We start from the raw sequence: 16719 nt of genomic DNA, 5'->3' as shown, positions 1-16719 counted from the left end.
TGAAACGCAGTCGTGAAGGCAGGTGATGTTCGTGCTGAAGCGGTTCGGGATTTCAAAGATGCTGAGCTTCAACGGTTCAGCGCCACCGGGCCGCCTTGGTAACGCGGGTAAGCGGTCAGATTCATCGGCTGGCCCGTGCGAACATTGATCACGACCAAGTTCAACTGGCCCCCGCTTTGATTCACGGCGTGGATCAGAGCGTTTCGGCACGTCAGCGGTCGACCGTTTCCGGTGACCAGCTGATCGCCGGGTTCCAAGCCGATGTGGGCGGCCGGCGACCCCGGGACGACACCCGTCACACGCTGGACGTAGTGAACGGGACCAGGGCCGGGTGATGGGACGACTCGGACGCCGACTTGAGCGGCGGCAACCGGGCCGACGGGACCGCCGGGAAGCGTGACCGCGACGGTTTCGGTGTACACGCCCAGGAAATAGCTGGCGGCCGGTCCGGTGCCCGGATTGGGCTGAACCAAGACGCGTTGGTCGGCACTGGCGGTGGTGAAGGTGATCATGGCGGCAAGGACGGCGGTGCAGGCGGTCAGCGTTTTCATCGGTCGGTTCCCAAATGGTTTCGAAGTGAAGTGGTCAGTCGGCGTGTTTGATTGCCGGAACACTTACACCCAGCGGACGTGACCGGAAAAAAGGGACACCGGATCGCCAAAAAAATCTCTCGAATCTGTCTCCGCCCCGTTTCCAGGCATCAACGGTTCGGCTTGGTGGTACGATTGTGCCGAGCGCAAACGTGTGAAATGCGAGCAACCGTGCGAGCCGCGTGCGACTGTGAGGGGCAAAAATCGTTTCCGAAATCCGAAAGAATCGGATGACCGACGCAAAGGGACCACGACGAAATGCCCGATGATTCTGCCCGTGGTGAACAAACGATCGCCGTCGAACGCTGCCTTGAATTGCTCCGCGATGGTGACACCGCCGTTCGAGGCGAACTGTTGAATTTGACGCAGGAACGTCTGATGCGTCTGACCACCAAAATGAAACGCGATTTTCGTGGCGTCGGACGGTGGGAACAGACCGAGGATGTCTTTCAAAATGCGTCGATGCGTCTTTACCAGGCCATGTCGTCGACGAAGATCGAAGACGCACGCCATTTCTTTCGATTGGCCGCATTGCAGATCCGCCGTGAATTGATCGACCTGTGCCGTCATTACCGCGGCCCTCAAGGTCAGGGCGCTCATCATGTGACCCAGGCTGGCAACCAGGACGACGGTGACGGTCGCGCGATGGCGTTTGATCCCGGTGACGCCGCCGCAAATCCGGCGGAATTGCAAGCCTGGAGCGATTTTCACGAATGCGTCGATCGACTGCCGGACAAGGAACGCGAGGTGTTCGAATTGTTGTGGTACCACGAGCTGAAACAGGACGAGGCGGCCGAGCTGTTGGGAACATCGACGCGAACCATCAAGCGGCTGTGGCGTTCGGCAAGGCTGATGTTGCATGAAAAGCTGAGCGATTCGACACGCCAAAGCATCGCGTTGTGATGAACGTGCCCTCCGAAAACGACGACGAATCACGACAGCAGGTGATCGATGAGCTGTTGGACGTGTGGGAGGAAGCTCAGGAGAACGGCACCGATTTGAGTGTCGAGGAACTGTGTCGATCGCATCCGGATTTGATCGCCGAGGTTCGTGACAAGATCGCGCGGTTGGCGGAGATCGATGGACGCATCGGTCAAGGCATGCCGATGTCGGACTGGTCCGATGCGACGTTGCCGGTGCGGACGACGATCGAGGAACTGGAGTTCTTACAACGCGGCGGCTTGGGCGCGGTTTATGTCGGCGAAGACATGACGGCACACCGGCGTGTGGCTGTGAAGTTTTTGCACAAGCATTTGGTTGCCGATGAGGTTTGTCGTGAACGGTTTCTGTTAGAAGCCGAGGTGACCGCGCGGCTGGAACACCCCGGTGTGATTCCGTTGTACGGCGTGGGGCGGACGACCGATGGTGACCCTTTCTATGCGATGCGTTTTATCGACGGCCAATCGATGGACGACTTGATCGCTTCGTTGCACAGCCGTGACGATGAATCGAAAACGAACCCGTTGGAAACCGACCGGCGCTATCGATTGCTGTTGAATCATTTTGTTTCGGTCTGCAAGACGGTTGCCTATGCCCACAACCGTGGCATCGTCCACCGCGATATCAAACCCGCCAATGTGATGTTGGGCAAATACGGGGAAACGATCGTCGTCGACTGGGGCTTGGCGATTCCCGTCGTCCGCGATGAACCGTTTCGTCAAAGTGGGGAAAACACACTGATGCCCGTGCAATCGGGTGACAGCAGCACGTCCGGGCTCGGTGCGGGAACGCCAGTGTATATGAGCCCCGAACAGGCGTCGAAGCTGGCCCCGACCCCGGCCAGCGACATCTATAGCCTGGGAGCCACGCTATACAAAATTCTGTGTGGGACGACGCCGGTGGATGGCGAATCGGTGGTCGAGATCAAAGAAAAAGTGATCGACGGACGGATTCGACCGGTCAAAGACGTTCGCGGTGCCGTGCCGGCGGCCCTGGCCGCGATCGCCCACAAAGCGATGTCTCTGCAGCCCGCCGATCGTTATCCTACCGCGCTGAAGATGGCCGAGGACGTGGAGGCGTTTTTAGCCGACGACCCCGTATCGGCTCATCGCGAAACTTGGTTCGGACGATTGTTTCGTTTGGCCCGGCGGCATCGGGTGGCGACCCAGATTGCATTGATCGCATTGGTGCTGTTTGGGGTGTTTTCGGCCTTCGCGTTCTTGACCTTGGGGGCTTACGCGACACGGGAGACTTTCGCGCGCAAAGATGCCGAAGCCGCGGAGCGTCTGGCGGATGAAGCAAGGAACAATGCCGAACAATCACGGAACAATGCCGAACAATCACGGCGGGCATCTCTCGGGGCGAGTGCACAGTTCTTGGCGCAATCGATCGGCAATCAAATCGATTTGCGTTGGCGGATTTTGGAATCCGAGGCGTCATCGGGCGTCTTGCGAGACTTGGTCGTCGAACTGAATCGCAAAATCAAAACCGCTTCGCCTGATCCCGAACGTGGGGCTGGTGCCGTCGTGCTACAGGAACTTGCACCGGAGCAGCCGGAGCTTCAGAACTGGTTGCAGGATCGATTCATCGAACATCAGAACGCGGTGAAGACAGAGTCCTGGTACGTGCAAAGTGTTCAGGGGATTCAGATCGCTCGGGTCAAACGAGAGCCCAGTATTGGTCGCAGCTATCGACATCGTGATTACTTTCACGGGCTGGGGTACGACCTGACACCGGAGGAGGCTCGGGACGTCGGTCCGCTGGCCGGACGCATCGTTCACATGTGTGCCGCCTACAAAAGCACCAATTCGCACACCTTGAAGGTGGCCTTTGCCGTTCCCATCTATGACGGGCCTGCCGAGCAGACCGATCGACGGCGAATCGGCGTCATCGGGATGGCCGTCGAACTGGGCGATTTTGCCATGCGAGACAACACCTGGTTGGTTGATACTCGGGTGGATCAGTACCAGAAACGTCGCGGGTTGCTGTTGCAGCATCCCGAATTGGGACTGCAAAACGAAGACGATCCGCCACGCTATATGGAAGACGCATGGGTCCAGCAAGCTTTGCGTGGACGCCGGATCAGAATGCGGGACCTGGATCGCGGGAATTCGCATGATCAGGAAGTGATGGTGACCGAGGTGGCTGATCCGATCGATGGTCGGCCTCGGGTGGTCGCGACCGAACCGGTGATCATTCATGGCCGACCCGATGACGTGGCCGACACCGGCTGGATCGTGGTGGTCAGCGACCAGGGGTGATTTCGCGCCCGCTGTGCACGAAAACCGTTTCAAGGATCAGAAAACGGCCGAAATACGGGCGAATCTGGCCTGCTGGGCGTTCTTTGGCAGGGGGGGAGCACACGTGTTTCTTGAAGAAGTTTCACGATTTTTCCGCCGGGCTTGTCCCCTTGGCGGACCGGGTCTCGCCAGGAGGAGTGTTCACCACCACCAAACACTCTGTCACCCGGAGACTATCCCATGCGTGCTTCCAATGTTTTCGCCACTGTTTGTCGTTTGACCCTTTCGATTGCCGCCGTCGCGGTGATCGCCACCGCCGCATCAGCACAAAGTGCCGGAACGATCGTTGATGTCGGTCCGGGATTCGCCGGGGCGGATGCGTCCGCCAGCGGGCAGTGGACCCATACCGACACGGAATCTCGCGTCGGACCCGGCGGCAGCATGGGACGCGGCTTGGCGATCGGTGCGGGCCCCAACGGTTTGTCACTGTCCCATTCGATTGGGGTTAACAGTGGCGGAGTCGGTCTAGGGCACAACTTCAACCTGTCGATCGGTCGCGGCGGAACGCACGTCAGCCACGGCGGCGTGCAATCGACCGGCGGAAATTCTCGCGTCATCGTCGGCGGCCAAACGAATCATGGATTCGGCAACATGGGCGGCGGCAGCACGGCGACCGGTTTCGGGAACCGAACCCGCGCATTCAGCCATTCCAAGACTCGCAATTTCTTCCGTCGCTGGTAATCCGGCCAGCCGACCCCGATCCGAATACATCTGACCCAAAAACATTCAATCAAGGAAACCAATCATGATTCGCCTGACTCTGCTTTCCGTCGCTGCCCTTTCGTTGGTGTCGATGTGCTGTGGCCAAACGCCGTTGTTCGATTCCCAAGGCAACGTGAACGTCGACGGCATCCGTCGGCAAGTGATGTCACAAGTCCCCGCCGCTGCGATGGCCGAGGACGATGCCCCAACCGATCATCGTCCTCACAACGCGGCCGCCGAATCGTGGGGGCTGCAACTGACGACCGTTCCCAATTTATTCCGCGGTTGTCACGAGTCATTGACCTCTGGCGGCGGATTGCTGGTGGTCGATGTGGTTGCCGGGTCACCCGCCTATCAGGCCGGAATTCAGCCGCACATGGTTCTGTTGACGTTGGACGGACACGTGCTGCGTGACGTTTGCGAAATGCCGCCGGTCACCCCCGGCATGCGATTGACCGTTTTGACCGAGGACGGCGTACGATCGACAACGATCCGCCATCGTCCTTTGATCGAAGACACCCAGTCGTCAGTCCACAGCGTGTCGGTCAGTAATATGAACGGACACATCCGCATCGACGCCACTGTATCGACCGATGAGGGGCCGAAACAAATCCGGCTTAGCGGTACCGCTGGTGAAGTCGATCGCAAGATCGAAGCTTTGCCCGCCGACGTGGCGCGGCAGCTTAGAAACAGCGTCAGCTACTGATTCGATATCAACGAACGCACACCCCAATCGACCAATCACCGTCCGCCATCACGGTCGGACGTTCATCGGCCGGTGTCGTGTCTTGCCCAAATAAGGGAAGGACACGGCATCGGCCTTTTTTCGTTGGGTCAGCGTCTTGCTCGGGGCTTCGCGTGCCGGATGTGATGGTCAAACGCCATGCAGATCAGCATGGCACAAAAAATCAAAAAGGTTTGTCCCCTTGGGAGTTTCGCGCCCGCTGTGTGAAACGTGGGCCGGCGACAAACGATAGTCGCGGCCGCAACTTCACCATTTCAGATTTGTCCGCAGTGTCGGACAGAACCATCAGGAGTCACCGACCGATGAAACGCTTCTTCAAAACCTTCGCGATCCTTGCCGCCGCCACCACCGTCTCGATCGTCGCCGACGACGCATCGGCTCAAGTTACATCCAGTGCTTACTCCACCGGCGGTGTCGCCCGGTCGTCGGCATCGGGCAGCGGAAACGTCCGATTGAACGCATCGGCCGCGGCATCCAACGGCGGATACGCCAATGCACGGATGACCGGTTCGGGATACAACGGCGGACGTGCGACGGGCAACGCGATCGCCGCCAGCAACGGTGGCGTGGCGATCGCCAACGGTCGCAGCGTCGCCAACGGCTGGAACGCACGGTCCAACAGCAACGCGATTGCCGCGTCGAACTACGGCACCGCCATCGCCAACGATTCGGCTCGGGCGTATGGCAATGCCAGTGCCAACAGCATGAGTGGTGCGTTCACGACCGGCGGCGTTTCGATCGCCAACGGAAGTGCGGTTGCTCGCGGACGCTGGGGCGGACGTGCGGTGGCCAACAACACCGCCATCAGCGCCGTCGACTACGGCGTCGGGGTGGCCAACGGATCAGCACGATCCAATGCAATGTTCGGCGGCCGTGCGATCAGCAACAGCGGTGCCTACAGCGTGGGCGTTGGCGGCTTCCGATCCTCCGGCGCATCGGCCAACGCGGGAGCCATCTTCGGCGGCCAAAGCATCAGCAACGCTTACCACTTCGGTCCCTGATCCAGGACGAACAACGAATCAACCACTTGAATCGGTTCCCGACGGCGGGGCATCGCAGCATCGCGATGCTTCGCCGTTTTTTCGTGGCATTATCGCATGGCGGCGATATCCCAATCGACGTTCACAACCCGTAGCGATTCAGGTAACGCTGCGTTTCGTTGACGTAGTGGTTGTTTTGGTCTTGGCTTTCAAAGCTGAACCGGTCCGGCGACGGCGCTGTGATCGGCTTGAGCGCGTACAGTTCGATCAGGCTGATCAAATGACCCGGTGCTGCGACGTTGGCGTCGGGTGCTGTGGCGGGTGCGGCTTCACCCTCTTTCGTTTCCGCCGGTGGCGGATCACTGAAGAAATAGATGCGTCGGGGCAGACCACGCCCGAAGTCCGTTTGTGTGTCGCCTTGGGTGGCAATCAGCATCCGCATCGATGTCGGGCACAAGGATGGCCATTGGTCGCGGCCGCTGGATTTCAAAATGGTTTCTCGGACTTCACTTTTCAGTTCACCGCTGAGCACCAGGAACGTCTGTTCGTCGTCGCCATCGTCCTGGCTGGATTTCAGTTTGAATTTGCCGGATTGCAGCGTCAGGTCGTAGTCGCGTTGAATTGATTCGACCAATTCGACCAAGCCGCCGACGACCAAATGGGGTGCCGGATCGACTTGGATGTCGGCGTCGCGGATGCGTTGTTGCAGGATGCGTACGTCGACCCGTTTCAAAACCACACTGCCGGCGATCTCGGTTCGGGTCCACGCCAGGCGGCCGTCGCTGATTTGTTGCAACGTGTGTTTGCCCGCCCCGTCGTGCATGGTGACTTGCAGGTTGTAGTGACCGGTGCCCTGCCCCGCTTGTTCGTACAGACCGACGCCGATGACTTCGCGTCCGGAGGTCCAAACGCGTTTGCGGATCTGTGCGTTGAAGGCCGGTCCGTACATCAAACGCTTCAGCACTTGATCGATGACTTTGGTCGCACCTGGGTCGGAGCGGTGGCGGACGCCCGCCGGCACATCTTCGGTGCCGGCGCGGGCGACCGGATACGCCAGCGACGTGGCCGGTGCATTTTCGGCGGCACGCGAAGAAGCCGGCGTCACCCAAACGATTCCGACAGCGGCGAATACGAGCCAAATCCGGTATGCGATGCGCATCGGTGAAACTGATCCGTGTTTCATGGACCGGTCATCAGCGTCATGACTTCTGTGCGGATGGATCTTCATGGGGCGGTTGTGCCGGTTTTATCAAAGAAACCGCGGGCTTGATGCCGATGCTGTCCCAAGCAGCCGGTCTGTGATGCGTCGGTGGAGGTTAGTGATTCCTTCGCCCTCAAGTCCAGCCGGATCAGATTCACACCATTGTCACCACCGACGTGGCTCGCGATTCATGGATGGACGTGTGCGTCAACGCGAGCGGCTTCGGCTGCGACCCAAGGAACTGAAACCGATTTATCGGGGGGAAATGATGAAACGATCCGTCACCCATTTGTCGCTGCTGGCGGCCGCGGCGGTGCTCGCCACCGGATGCGTGCCGGTTCGCCACAACCTGCCGCCCGAGCAGCGGTTGATGCAGCCCGGTCCGGGCGTCGGCGGCCCCGGCCCCGGCGTGTTGGCACCACCGATGTATGGTGCCACCGCACCGGCACCGGGACCCGCATTGGCAGCCAGTGAAAACAATGCTGCCGCGAACTTGGCCAAAATTGAAGACAGCAGCAACGGCACGATTGCCCAAGCCAGCTACAACGTCGGATCCGAATGCGGTCCGGCCGGCTGTGGTCCCGCACCGGGCCCCGGCCTGTGCGGCATCGGCGGCACCAACATCCCACAAGGCGGCGGCGTCATGATGGGCGGCGGCCCGGTCATGCCGATGCCCGTGCCCGCGACCGTTCAAGTCACTTTCGGACGTCCCGATGGGATGCAGGTCCGATATGACGCCAGCGGTGCCGGCATGTTCGACAGCGAACCGCTGATCGTTCCGGCACGCCAGAACTTTCCGCAAGGCGGACTGTATCGTCTGAAGCTGACGAACATTCCCGGACGCGAAGGCGTCGAACTGTATCCGACCGTTGAATTGGCCTACGGTAATCCCCGAACCGGTGCTTACCTGGCGCACAATTCGATCCCGCTGCAGTTCACCGACGAAGACTTTGACCAAGTCTTGACCGGCAACTTTGTGACCAAGGTCATCTATCTGCCGGATCCGGAATTCCAAGGTCCCGCTCTGGCCGGTATCGATACGTTGGTCAGCACTCGATTGGATCCGGGCATCGACCCGATCGTCGAAGCGGACAACCGTGGTTCGATCCTTGCCATCATCCGCTTGGGTGACAAAGACATCGAAATGGCTGGCGGATCGGCCGGCGGCTTCGGCGGACCCGGCGTGGGTGCCCCGATTGCCGGATTGCCTGCTCCGTTTGCACCGGCCATGACCGATGGCTGTGGATGTTCGGCCGACGGCACCTGTGCCCCGACTGCACCGTCGCTGCCCGGCATGGTCGCCGGTTACAACGCACCGCAATACGGCATGCCGATGACCGGAACGCCGATCGGATTGCCCGGACCGCCCCACATTCCGTTGGGTGCACCGGCGGGCTTGAAGAAGCACACCATCAAGAACCACACGCCGATGCACATTCCGCGACCGGTGGAACACCTGAAGATGAACGTGCGTCAGCAACCCGGTATGAGTTATCCGAACCCGGTCAGCCGCGTGCGGATCACCGAACAGAACATCCACCCCGGTATGCCTGCCGGTCGACCGCTGCACTACAAAGCCAGCCAAGAAGTGGATCCGAACTGCAACCAGTAACCCTGGCTAGACAGTTCAACTGACAACCGAATCAACGCGGTGTGGCGATCGACCGCTACGCCGCGTTTTTTTATCCAATCGAAATGATGCTTGATCGGCCCAGCAGAATGATTCGCTTCGGCCACGAGACACAAGGGACTGGGATGCACCACGACATCAGTCAGCATCGCGACACGGATCGTCGCCGCGGCGGCATCCGCTGTTGGGCCGCGGGGATCGTTTGCTTGTTCAGTTTGGGGGCGATTGGCCTGGACGCAAACGCGACCGATCCGTCGCAATACTTGTCGTCGGCCGGACAGCATCGTGTGTTCAGCGCCGATGCGCAGCCTGGCATGATCGGTTACGGCCGCAGTTTGGGCCACGGTCCGATCGCCGGCTACTTTCAACCGGTCGCTTTCACCGGACCCGATGGAGTGCAATTCGCACTTAGCCAAGGCGGCACGTTTGTTTCGTCCGAAGACCACTTGATGGCGGGATTGCAAATCGGCCGTGTCTATCGGATGCGAATGACGGGATTGCCCGATGCCGAAGGCGCCGAACTGTACCCCAGTGTCGAAGTGATCGATCGGACGTATCCGCCGCCGGGATTGGAAACGACCTATCCGATCCAAATCGTCTTGGACCGAGCCGATATCGACGAAGCCATGGCCGGCCGGATGGTGACCAAGGTGATCTATCTGGAAGACCCACAAACCGCGTTCGCCGAACAAGAAAAGCCGGACACCGGACGCGTCATCGACGTCGGGCTGCCGCATGATCCGTTGGAAGTCGCCGATCGATTCGGACGCCCGGTTGCCATCGTTCGCATCGGAACGCTGGCACCGCCGTCATCGCCCGTCTTGGCGCCTCAGTTCTTTTTCGGTGATCCGACCTGGGCGCCGATCTATCAGCCCGAAGTCGAACCCGTTCCATGATCAAGCTTCCGACGATGAACGATTCTGCCAACGAACGGCTTAGCATCTCCGGCCGACCGGCATCCCGCACAACTGCAATGCGCCGGTGGCTGCGCTGGGTTGCCTGTGGCGCTGTTGCTTGCGTGACCACCGGCTGTGCCCTGCCCCAAAACATGCGGATGTTTTCGCCGGCGACTGAAACGCAAGCTCAATCATCGGGCCAACCGGCCACGCCCGTTGCAAACGCGCCGGCAATGAAAACGCCGACAACGAACACGCCGGCGACGGCTTCAGCGGGAATCTCCGCTTCGTCGCCAGCGGATCAACTTCAAACGGCGGCTGATGTGCGACAAGTCGGATACACCGCTTCGCTGTCTGATTTGCAGGCGGATGAATGCCAGTCGACACTGGGGCAGCCCTGCGGACAGTGCAACGCTTGCGCGACAGGCCAAGCCTGTACCGAGTGCGGAAACAACGCTTGCGCGGTTTGCCAGCCGCATGGTTATGCCGCGCCGCCGGCGATGTACAACGCTTATGGCATCGATCCGCAGGAATTCCTGTGCGACGGCGGTGACGCCAACGCCAAGGCGTTCCTTCGTCAAGACGACACGATTGCGGCATTGGATCCCGAAGACACGGTCGTGCACTTCACAAATCGTCACGGACAAATCGAATTCGCCGAAAGCAATCGTGTCTGCTTGTACGCACCTCGTTTCGCATCGGTGCGCCGGGTGACCGGTGCATCAGCAGGCGGACGGGTTACCGGCGCGGTCGGCGTCGCCCAACCCGTGGGTCCGGAACGGATGAACTTGGATCAACCCGGTTTGGTCGTCACCGATACCACCGAAATCGGTATGGCCGATACGGCCCGGCGGATCGACGCGATGCGTGACCGTAACCGTGGTGTTCCTGTCGATGCGGTGTTGCAACCGATCTTGACCGCCGACGTGTTTGCCGTCTTGGCCAACATTCGCGTGTTGGATTTGACCGAACTGCGTGACGCGGATCTGGCTTTGTTGGAACAAGCCGCGACAGCCGCGATCGCTTGGTCCATCGAAGAATCGGTGGAAGTCGCCGTCCAAGACCTGAAGCCCCCGGTGTTGAACCGTTCGCAGACGCCGCGTGGCTTTACCGAGTATGACTTTGGCGATGGCCGTTTGGTGATCGGCAAGTTTGCCGACAAGCATCACGCCCAACCCGGCGACATCGTTGAGTTCGCACTTCGCGTCGACAACGTCGGTGACGGTCCGGTCAGCCATGTGACGGTGACCGACAATTTGACGACTCGATTGACCTACATCGACGGCAGCCAATCGGCCAGTTGTGAAGCGGATTTCGAAGTCGTGCAGAACGATGTCGAATCGGCGCAACTGATTTGGACCATTCGCGACGAACTTGCCGTCGGTGAATCGGCCATCCTGCGGTTCAAGTGTCGCGTTCGCTAGGAATCCCGCCGGCATACGCTCGCCTTCGGGGTCCGATAAACTATCGGTAACGTTTCAACGGTCGCATCATCCCTGCGTCGGATGGTTGCGACTCGTGTTACCGATAAATCGTGAACCGTCCGATTGCACCGTATGCTACGCCACGCTTATTCGTTTTTTTGGTTTGCCGTCGCGACCAATTGGATCGCACCCGTCTTTATCGCGTTCGTTCTGATTGCGACGGGGTGTCGGCCGAATCGGACCGATCTGGATACCGATCACGTCGTCCGCCAAGTTTGGGAAATGGACGACGTCGCGTTCGGCGATATCGTCCAATTTGAAAACGTGTTTTGGGAACCCGATGACACGATTTCTTTGCGGCGAATGATCATCGACGACAACTTGGTGAACGGTCGCGACGTGCTGGAAATCGGTACCGGCACCGGGTTGTTGGCGATCGTCTGCTTGCAAAACGGCGCTGATTCCGTGCTGGCGACCGACGTCAATCCGGCGGCCATCGCCAACGCCAAATACAACGCGGCCATGCTGGAGACGGAAAAAAATTTACAGCTGCGATTGGTGCCCAAATCGTCGCAAGGGGCTTTTGACGTCCTTCGTAGTGACGAAGCATTCGACGTGATTCTGTCGAATCCGCCTTGGGAAGATGGAACCATTCATGAAGATCTGGATCATGCGTTTTATGATCCGGGGTTCGCTTTGATGGATTCTTTGTTGCAAGGGTTGCCTAAGCGATTGCGCCCTGGCGGACGTTGCCTTGTCGTCTATGGAAACGTGTCAGCCATAAAACGCTTGCGCGAACAGTCGACGGCGCGTGGGATCGGCTTCAAGATTTTGGATGAACGAAGTCTGGACGATCTGGAGGAGAACTTCCTACCGGGCATGTTGATCGAACTGACGCCCAAGCCGCTCGACGCTGAAACGGATCGCTAAGGCGGTGTCAAGACACAAAAATGCCACCCACAGAAACACACGAACTGACTTGCGATCGCCGTCGTGCTGCTACTAATATGAAATCATAGGATTCACCGAGATTTCATTTCCGGCGTGCCCCAGACGCCAACTTTTCATTCCCACGGTTGGACCTGCCATCGATGATTCATTACACGTGCGATCGATGCAAACGAGAAATTGATTCCATTGACGACGTTCGGTTTGTGGTCCAGCTGGAGATCAAACCCGTTCGCGAAGAGTCGTTCGCACCGCTGTGCGACGAAGTCGATCATCTGTCGGAATTGAACGAGATCTTGGAAACGGCACCTCCGTGTGATTGCGGTGATGACAACGCCACCGGCCATCGCGAGAGTTTCGATCTGTGCGGCGAATGTTACGAGCAGTTTCGTCGAAACCCGCTGGGACGTGAATTGAGCTTTGCACTTGGTTTCAGTAACAACTGAACCGACGGCATCGGTATCAGTTCGCTTGGTCGGATGCCCCGTCAATTTGATTGGACACCAGGCGCTCGGCTTGTGACGACTGGGTGACGACCGGCTGCGTTTCAATCGTCGACAGTTCGTCGCGTTTGTCGCAGTACGCGATCGCCAGCACGCGTAGGTCGACCGGCAATCGACGCACGGCGGGATTGGTGTAAGGGTCGACGTCGGCTTGCAACAGACCGTCCAGCCATTGGTCGCGGTCGTGATGGCGGGCACCATCGGGCGCGTTGGCCAAATGATCCATGGTCGATGCCAGGCTTTGTAGCATCGTGGGGAATCCACTGCTCCGGTTGCGCATCTGTTGCCAATGCGTCGTGGCATTGCGAAGTTCAGCCTCGGCATGGAACAGATCGTACGCCCACGTTTTGGCAACGTGATTCTCTGGCCGATACGCGGCGACGGTAAAGTGCTGCGTCGCAACCGTTCTTTCGACGGTCTCGAATCGACCGAACGGACGCGTTTGACGTTTGGCTTCGATGAAGACGTCGAACAGTCCGGCCTGCCAATCATTCGGGACTTGGTAGGTCACGGTGAAGCACTTTTCACCTTCCAAGATCTGTTGGCGGTCATGGCGCAGTTGGTAGTAAACGCCACGCCCGTGTCGAATAGTTCCCGCCGCTGTGATCGCACGCAGTTGGGGAAGTTCACGGAATGATCGTGATTCGATCGTCTTGTTGATGTTGTCCACGCCCGCATCGGCGCTGGCGGGACCATAGCTGACCACGCTGGCAAGTCCGAATGATTCGCTGTCTTCCTCGGTCACTTTCACGTCGATCGATCCATCCAGATGACTGGCACCGGATGTTTGTGGCGAATAGTCTCGGACGACCAATCGATCGTTGCGTGGGATCAACCGCAGCGTCCATTGATCCATCGGTCGATCATCAATCGACGGGACGATCGAGGATACTTTCAATTGAATCTGCACGACCGATGCATCGCTCGGGTCGACCGCGTGCGCGGCGACGACCGGGTGTAGGTCAAACTGGACGGGGCGAGCGTCCGAGGCGTCGGCGACGTCGTTCGGAAGCCATCCTGATGAAAGCAAGGTTGCCAATGCGATCGCGGGCAAAGATCCAAACGATGGCGGCAAGGTGGACGGTGAAACCGATGGCATGATGCGGTACTCCATTTTTCGCACGGACCGGGCGGTCTGAAAAATAGGAAACCGGATCCTCCGGTTGGTCACGGATGTCAACTAAGCGATCGCTTTGAGCGATCACCGCCGCGGCACGGGACGCGGCGATGATATGCCTTGGATAGGCAGCGAATCGTTGGGCAACTTCCAGCGACGAAAACGCTTCGGTGTCCCTGAAGCGTTGGTTGATTTTCTTTGACTAAAAGACGACACCGATTCGCGTCGGATCGTCCGGCACATCAACGGTACGGCGTCGCGCCGCCGAAGTCATCGGCGTGTCTGTTGAATGGATCCTTTCAACGGATTCATCAAAGTTGGTGGCGGACCGTGAAACGTGGTCCTGGCATGCGCCCGGCGATCCGTGCTGATGCGTTGATCGATCCCAAGCGTGACCATGTGAAACACCCCGCAACGATAGCGGGGCACCGCGGACAATCCAGCAACTGGCGTCCGGCTATGGGATGGACATTTAGTCGGACGTCCATCGAACAAAGATGTCGGATCCCCTTGGGCTGGTCATGCGTCGGGCCGACGTCATCCCAGAAAAGGGATCACGCGGGTTAGCTATGCATCCGTGGCAGGTCGCAGCCGCCGGCGATGATCTCGGCTTCTTGAGCCGATAATTCGTCCAAACGCTGGCGGACACAATCGCGTGGTTGAAAGTGTTCGGCGATTTGTACATAGGTGGTGTGATGCCGGGCTTCGCTTTCGAACAGACCGGCGTAAAAGTCGGCCAATTCGCTATCACGCTGCCGAACGTGGTCGGCCAGCAAGCGGAACCGTTCGCAACTGCGCGCCTCGATCAGCGAAGCGACCAGCAAACGATCGACCGCTCGCAGTGGTTCACTGGGACGGACCAATTGGTTCAGCTTGCGGCCGTAAGGGCCCGACGCCAGTCGGCGAAAAGGGATGCCTCGAGCATCCAAAACGTCCAACACCATATGGAAGTGTTCGAGTTCTTCTTCGACGATGCGAGTCATCTCCACGCACAGCGGCCGATTGTCCGTGTACGCGTTCATCAGGTTCATTGCCGTCGAAGCGGCTTTGCGTTCACAGTGGGCATGATCGATCAGGATCTCGTCAAGCGATTGGTCGACCTGGGCCAACCAACGCTTTGCCGATTCGGATTGCAGGTGAAGCATGATGAAAGAGTCGCCGATGGATAAGCGTCAAAGAAATCAGGATCGTGTTTACAGGCGTCCCTTCGCCCGCCATTGAACGGGTCAGCTGAACAGGCCTTCGGCGAACGCCGCCGGGTCGAACTTCACCAAGTCGTCGATGCCTTCGCCAAGTCCGACAAACTTCACCGGCAACCCGAATTGTTCGCGGATCGGCAGGACCACGCCGCCTTTGGCGGAACCATCCAACTTTGCCAGCACGATGCCGGTGCATCCGGCCGCTTCGCTGAAGCCTTTGGCCTGGCTGATCGCGTTCTGGCCGGCGGTCGCATCGAGCACCAACAAGACCTCGTGCGGTGCGGCTTCCAGTTTCTTTCCGATCACGGTGCGAATCTTCTGCAGTTCCTGCATCAAATTGCTTTGGGTCTGCAGGCGACCTGCCGTATCGATGATGGCGATATCGGCGTTGGTTTCGCCGGCCTGCTGGACGGTCTGATAGGCGACGCTGGCAGGATCGGCTTGCGGTTTGCCGGTGACGATGTCGCATCCGATCCGCTGGGACCAGATCACCAATTGTTCGACCGCTGCGGCGCGGAATGTATCGCCGGCCCCCAAGACGACCTTCTTGCCCGATCGGTGAAAGTGATTGGCAAGTTTACCGATGGAGGTGGTTTTACCGCTTCCGTTGACGCCGACGACCAGAATCACCGTGGGCGGTTGGTCGGCGGTTTGAATGTCGGTGTGTTCTTGTTCCAGCATCTGCCGAGTCTGATCGGCAATGGTCTGCAGGATTTCGTCCAGTTGAACGACACGTCCGCGGTACTGTTTGGCGATTTCATCGCGGATCTTGGCCGCCGGTCCTCCGCCCATGTCGGTGCGGACCAGTCGGGCGAATAACTGTTCCAGCAAGGCGTCGTCGACCAGACTGCCTTCGCTTTTGAACAGGTCGCGGATGTCCGTGTTCAGCACGCGACGCGTTTTTTGCAGCCCGCCCCGCATTCGAGACAGCAGACCTCCCGATCCACCGTCGTCGGCGGACGAGGTCGGCTGGGAAGATTCCTTGTCGGATTTCTTTTCGGAACGCCAAAAGGCCATGGTCGATCACTCGGGCATCAGATTGGGGATCAAGCGGCATACTAGGGCAAACAGTTTGCCCGAACGACGAAATCCCCGAAAGGCGGAGCGTCAGGAAGGGGGAGTGGTGTGGTCAATCGATCCCCGAAACAGGCTGGGGCTGTCTGGAAAAATCGATGAAATCGGATCAATCGGCAAGGTCAACGGAGCTCGTACTGAACGAACCGCCCGGTGCCAAATCATCGCTCAGTTTTCGAACAAATCCCTGAAGCGTCCGGTCGGAGGTCGATACGGATTCCTGACGTTAGGGTGCGGAAAGAATTGCATCGGTGTCGGACGAACGAGGTCACGGACCACATCCGACAGCCTTTGTGATTCAGGCCGCTGGCCGAAGAGACAACTGTCTCGCGGACCGACGCGACGGCTTTCCCGTAAAGCTGGGCGTGAAGGGTCCAACGGGGATCGATCGAGCGATCAGAACCCGGTGCCACGGAAGGTGCCCTGCGACCACTACGTTTCACGAATGGGGAGTTCGGAACTAATGAAACT

At 59.0% G+C, this 16719-nt stretch carries 15 protein-coding genes; 10 read left to right on the top strand and 5 right to left on the bottom strand.

Translation table 11 applies throughout. The annotated features are described in order from the left end of the window. Positions 1-68: 68 nt before the first annotated feature. Positions 69-551 (bottom strand): PDZ domain-containing protein, encoded by a 483-nt coding sequence (locus Mal65_RS21760; protein ID WP_145302562.1) that lies wholly within the window; start codon positions 549-551, stop codon positions 69-71. Positions 552-848: 297 nt separating this feature from the next. Here Mal65_RS21760 and Mal65_RS21755 point away from each other — a divergent pair, with 297 nt between their 5' ends. From Mal65_RS21755 to Mal65_RS21735, 5 genes are all read left to right on the top strand, one after another. Beyond that, positions 849-1493 (top strand): RNA polymerase sigma factor, encoded by a 645-nt coding sequence (locus Mal65_RS21755; protein ID WP_145302559.1) that lies wholly within the window; start codon positions 849-851, stop codon positions 1491-1493. Further along, the gene (locus Mal65_RS21750; protein ID WP_145302556.1) at positions 1493-3790 is read left to right on the top strand and encodes a serine/threonine-protein kinase; all 2298 of its coding nucleotides are present in this window, start codon (positions 1493-1495) and stop codon (positions 3788-3790) included. The genes Mal65_RS21755 and Mal65_RS21750 overlap by 1 nt, the downstream gene beginning before the upstream one ends. A gap of 219 nt (positions 3791-4009) precedes the next feature. Continuing rightward, entirely contained in the window at positions 4010-4510 is a 501-nt protein-coding gene (locus Mal65_RS21745) for a hypothetical protein (RefSeq protein ID WP_145302554.1), read from the top strand. A gap of 64 nt (positions 4511-4574) precedes the next feature. After that, positions 4575-5237: a hypothetical protein gene (locus Mal65_RS21740; RefSeq protein WP_145302551.1), complete on the top strand. Its 663-nt coding sequence runs from the start codon at positions 4575-4577 to the stop codon at positions 5235-5237. Between the two features lie 341 nt (positions 5238-5578). Further along, a complete protein-coding gene (locus tag Mal65_RS21735; protein ID WP_145302548.1) occupies positions 5579-6277 on the top strand; it encodes a hypothetical protein in 699 nt (232 codons plus the stop codon). Positions 6278-6398: 121 nt separating this feature from the next. On the opposite strand, the gene Mal65_RS21730 is transcribed toward Mal65_RS21735, so the two are convergent. Next, a complete protein-coding gene (locus tag Mal65_RS21730) occupies positions 6399-7415 on the bottom strand; it encodes a hypothetical protein (RefSeq protein WP_165701448.1) in 1017 nt (338 codons plus the stop codon). 310 nt (positions 7416-7725) lie between these two features. On the opposite strand from Mal65_RS21730, the gene Mal65_RS21725 reads away from it, so the two are divergent. From Mal65_RS21725 to Mal65_RS21705, 5 genes are all read left to right on the top strand, one after another. Further along, positions 7726-9069 (top strand): hypothetical protein, encoded by a 1344-nt coding sequence (locus tag Mal65_RS21725; RefSeq protein WP_145305112.1) that lies wholly within the window; start codon positions 7726-7728, stop codon positions 9067-9069. Positions 9070-9212: 143 nt separating this feature from the next. Continuing rightward, on the top strand, positions 9213-9983 hold the full coding sequence (locus tag Mal65_RS21720) for a hypothetical protein (protein ID WP_196784364.1): 771 nt from the start codon (positions 9213-9215) through the stop codon (positions 9981-9983). A gap of 14 nt (positions 9984-9997) precedes the next feature. Next, complete coding sequence (locus tag Mal65_RS21715; RefSeq protein WP_165701447.1) at positions 9998-11407, top strand: DUF11 domain-containing protein; 1410 nt, start codon at positions 9998-10000, stop codon at positions 11405-11407. A gap of 132 nt (positions 11408-11539) precedes the next feature. Further along, positions 11540-12337, top strand: coding sequence for a 50S ribosomal protein L11 methyltransferase (locus Mal65_RS21710; RefSeq protein ID WP_145302539.1), 798 nt, complete (start codon positions 11540-11542; stop codon positions 12335-12337). A gap of 161 nt (positions 12338-12498) precedes the next feature. Then, the gene (locus Mal65_RS21705) at positions 12499-12801 is read left to right on the top strand and encodes a hypothetical protein (RefSeq protein WP_145302536.1); all 303 of its coding nucleotides are present in this window, start codon (positions 12499-12501) and stop codon (positions 12799-12801) included. Between the two features lie 16 nt (positions 12802-12817). Here the strand turns inward: Mal65_RS21705 and Mal65_RS21700 are convergent, their stop codons facing one another. The 3 genes from Mal65_RS21700 to ftsY all read right to left on the bottom strand — a co-directional run bounded on the left by Mal65_RS21700 (position 12818) and on the right by ftsY (position 16095). Continuing rightward, complete coding sequence (locus Mal65_RS21700; protein ID WP_145302533.1) at positions 12818-13957, bottom strand: hypothetical protein; 1140 nt, start codon at positions 13955-13957, stop codon at positions 12818-12820. A 581-nt stretch (positions 13958-14538) separates the two neighbouring features. Continuing rightward, entirely contained in the window at positions 14539-15120 is a 582-nt protein-coding gene (locus Mal65_RS21695) for a MiaE family protein (RefSeq protein WP_145302530.1), read from the bottom strand. Positions 15121-15201: 81 nt separating this feature from the next. Next, the gene (gene ftsY, locus Mal65_RS21690) at positions 15202-16095 is read right to left on the bottom strand and encodes a signal recognition particle-docking protein FtsY (RefSeq protein ID WP_390621984.1); all 894 of its coding nucleotides are present in this window, start codon (positions 16093-16095) and stop codon (positions 15202-15204) included. Between the last annotated feature and the right edge of the window lie 624 nt (positions 16096-16719).

The sequence above is a fragment of the Crateriforma conspicua genome (assembly GCF_007752935.1).
Classification (GTDB): domain Bacteria; phylum Planctomycetota; class Planctomycetia; order Pirellulales; family Pirellulaceae; genus Crateriforma; species Crateriforma conspicua.
Note: the sequence above shows the minus strand (reverse complement) of the source record. Positions and strands in the feature narration are given on the sequence as shown.

Coding starts and splice junctions, on each gene's coding strand:
- Mal65_RS21760 (WP_145302562.1), bottom strand. CDS start 551: ATGAAAACGCTGACCGCCTGCACCGCCGTCCTTGCCGCCATGATCACC.
- Mal65_RS21755 (WP_145302559.1), top strand. CDS start 849: ATGCCCGATGATTCTGCCCGTGGTGAACAAACGATCGCCGTCGAACGC.
- Mal65_RS21750 (WP_145302556.1), top strand. CDS start 1,493: ATGAACGTGCCCTCCGAAAACGACGACGAATCACGACAGCAGGTGATC.
- Mal65_RS21745 (WP_145302554.1), top strand. CDS start 4,010: ATGCGTGCTTCCAATGTTTTCGCCACTGTTTGTCGTTTGACCCTTTCG.
- Mal65_RS21740 (WP_145302551.1), top strand. CDS start 4,575: ATGATTCGCCTGACTCTGCTTTCCGTCGCTGCCCTTTCGTTGGTGTCG.
- Mal65_RS21735 (WP_145302548.1), top strand. CDS start 5,579: ATGAAACGCTTCTTCAAAACCTTCGCGATCCTTGCCGCCGCCACCACC.
- Mal65_RS21730 (WP_165701448.1), bottom strand. CDS start 7,415: ATGCGCATCGCATACCGGATTTGGCTCGTATTCGCCGCTGTCGGAATC.
- Mal65_RS21725 (WP_145305112.1), top strand. CDS start 7,726: ATGAAACGATCCGTCACCCATTTGTCGCTGCTGGCGGCCGCGGCGGTG.
- Mal65_RS21720 (WP_196784364.1), top strand. CDS start 9,213: ATGCACCACGACATCAGTCAGCATCGCGACACGGATCGTCGCCGCGGC.
- Mal65_RS21715 (WP_165701447.1), top strand. CDS start 9,998: ATGAACGATTCTGCCAACGAACGGCTTAGCATCTCCGGCCGACCGGCA.
- Mal65_RS21710 (WP_145302539.1), top strand. CDS start 11,540: ATGCTACGCCACGCTTATTCGTTTTTTTGGTTTGCCGTCGCGACCAAT.
- Mal65_RS21705 (WP_145302536.1), top strand. CDS start 12,499: ATGATTCATTACACGTGCGATCGATGCAAACGAGAAATTGATTCCATT.
- Mal65_RS21700 (WP_145302533.1), bottom strand. CDS start 13,957: ATGCCATCGGTTTCACCGTCCACCTTGCCGCCATCGTTTGGATCTTTG.
- Mal65_RS21695 (WP_145302530.1), bottom strand. CDS start 15,120: ATGCTTCACCTGCAATCCGAATCGGCAAAGCGTTGGTTGGCCCAGGTC.
- ftsY (WP_390621984.1), bottom strand. CDS start 16,095: ATGCGGGGCGGGCTGCAAAAAACGCGTCGCGTGCTGAACACGGACATC.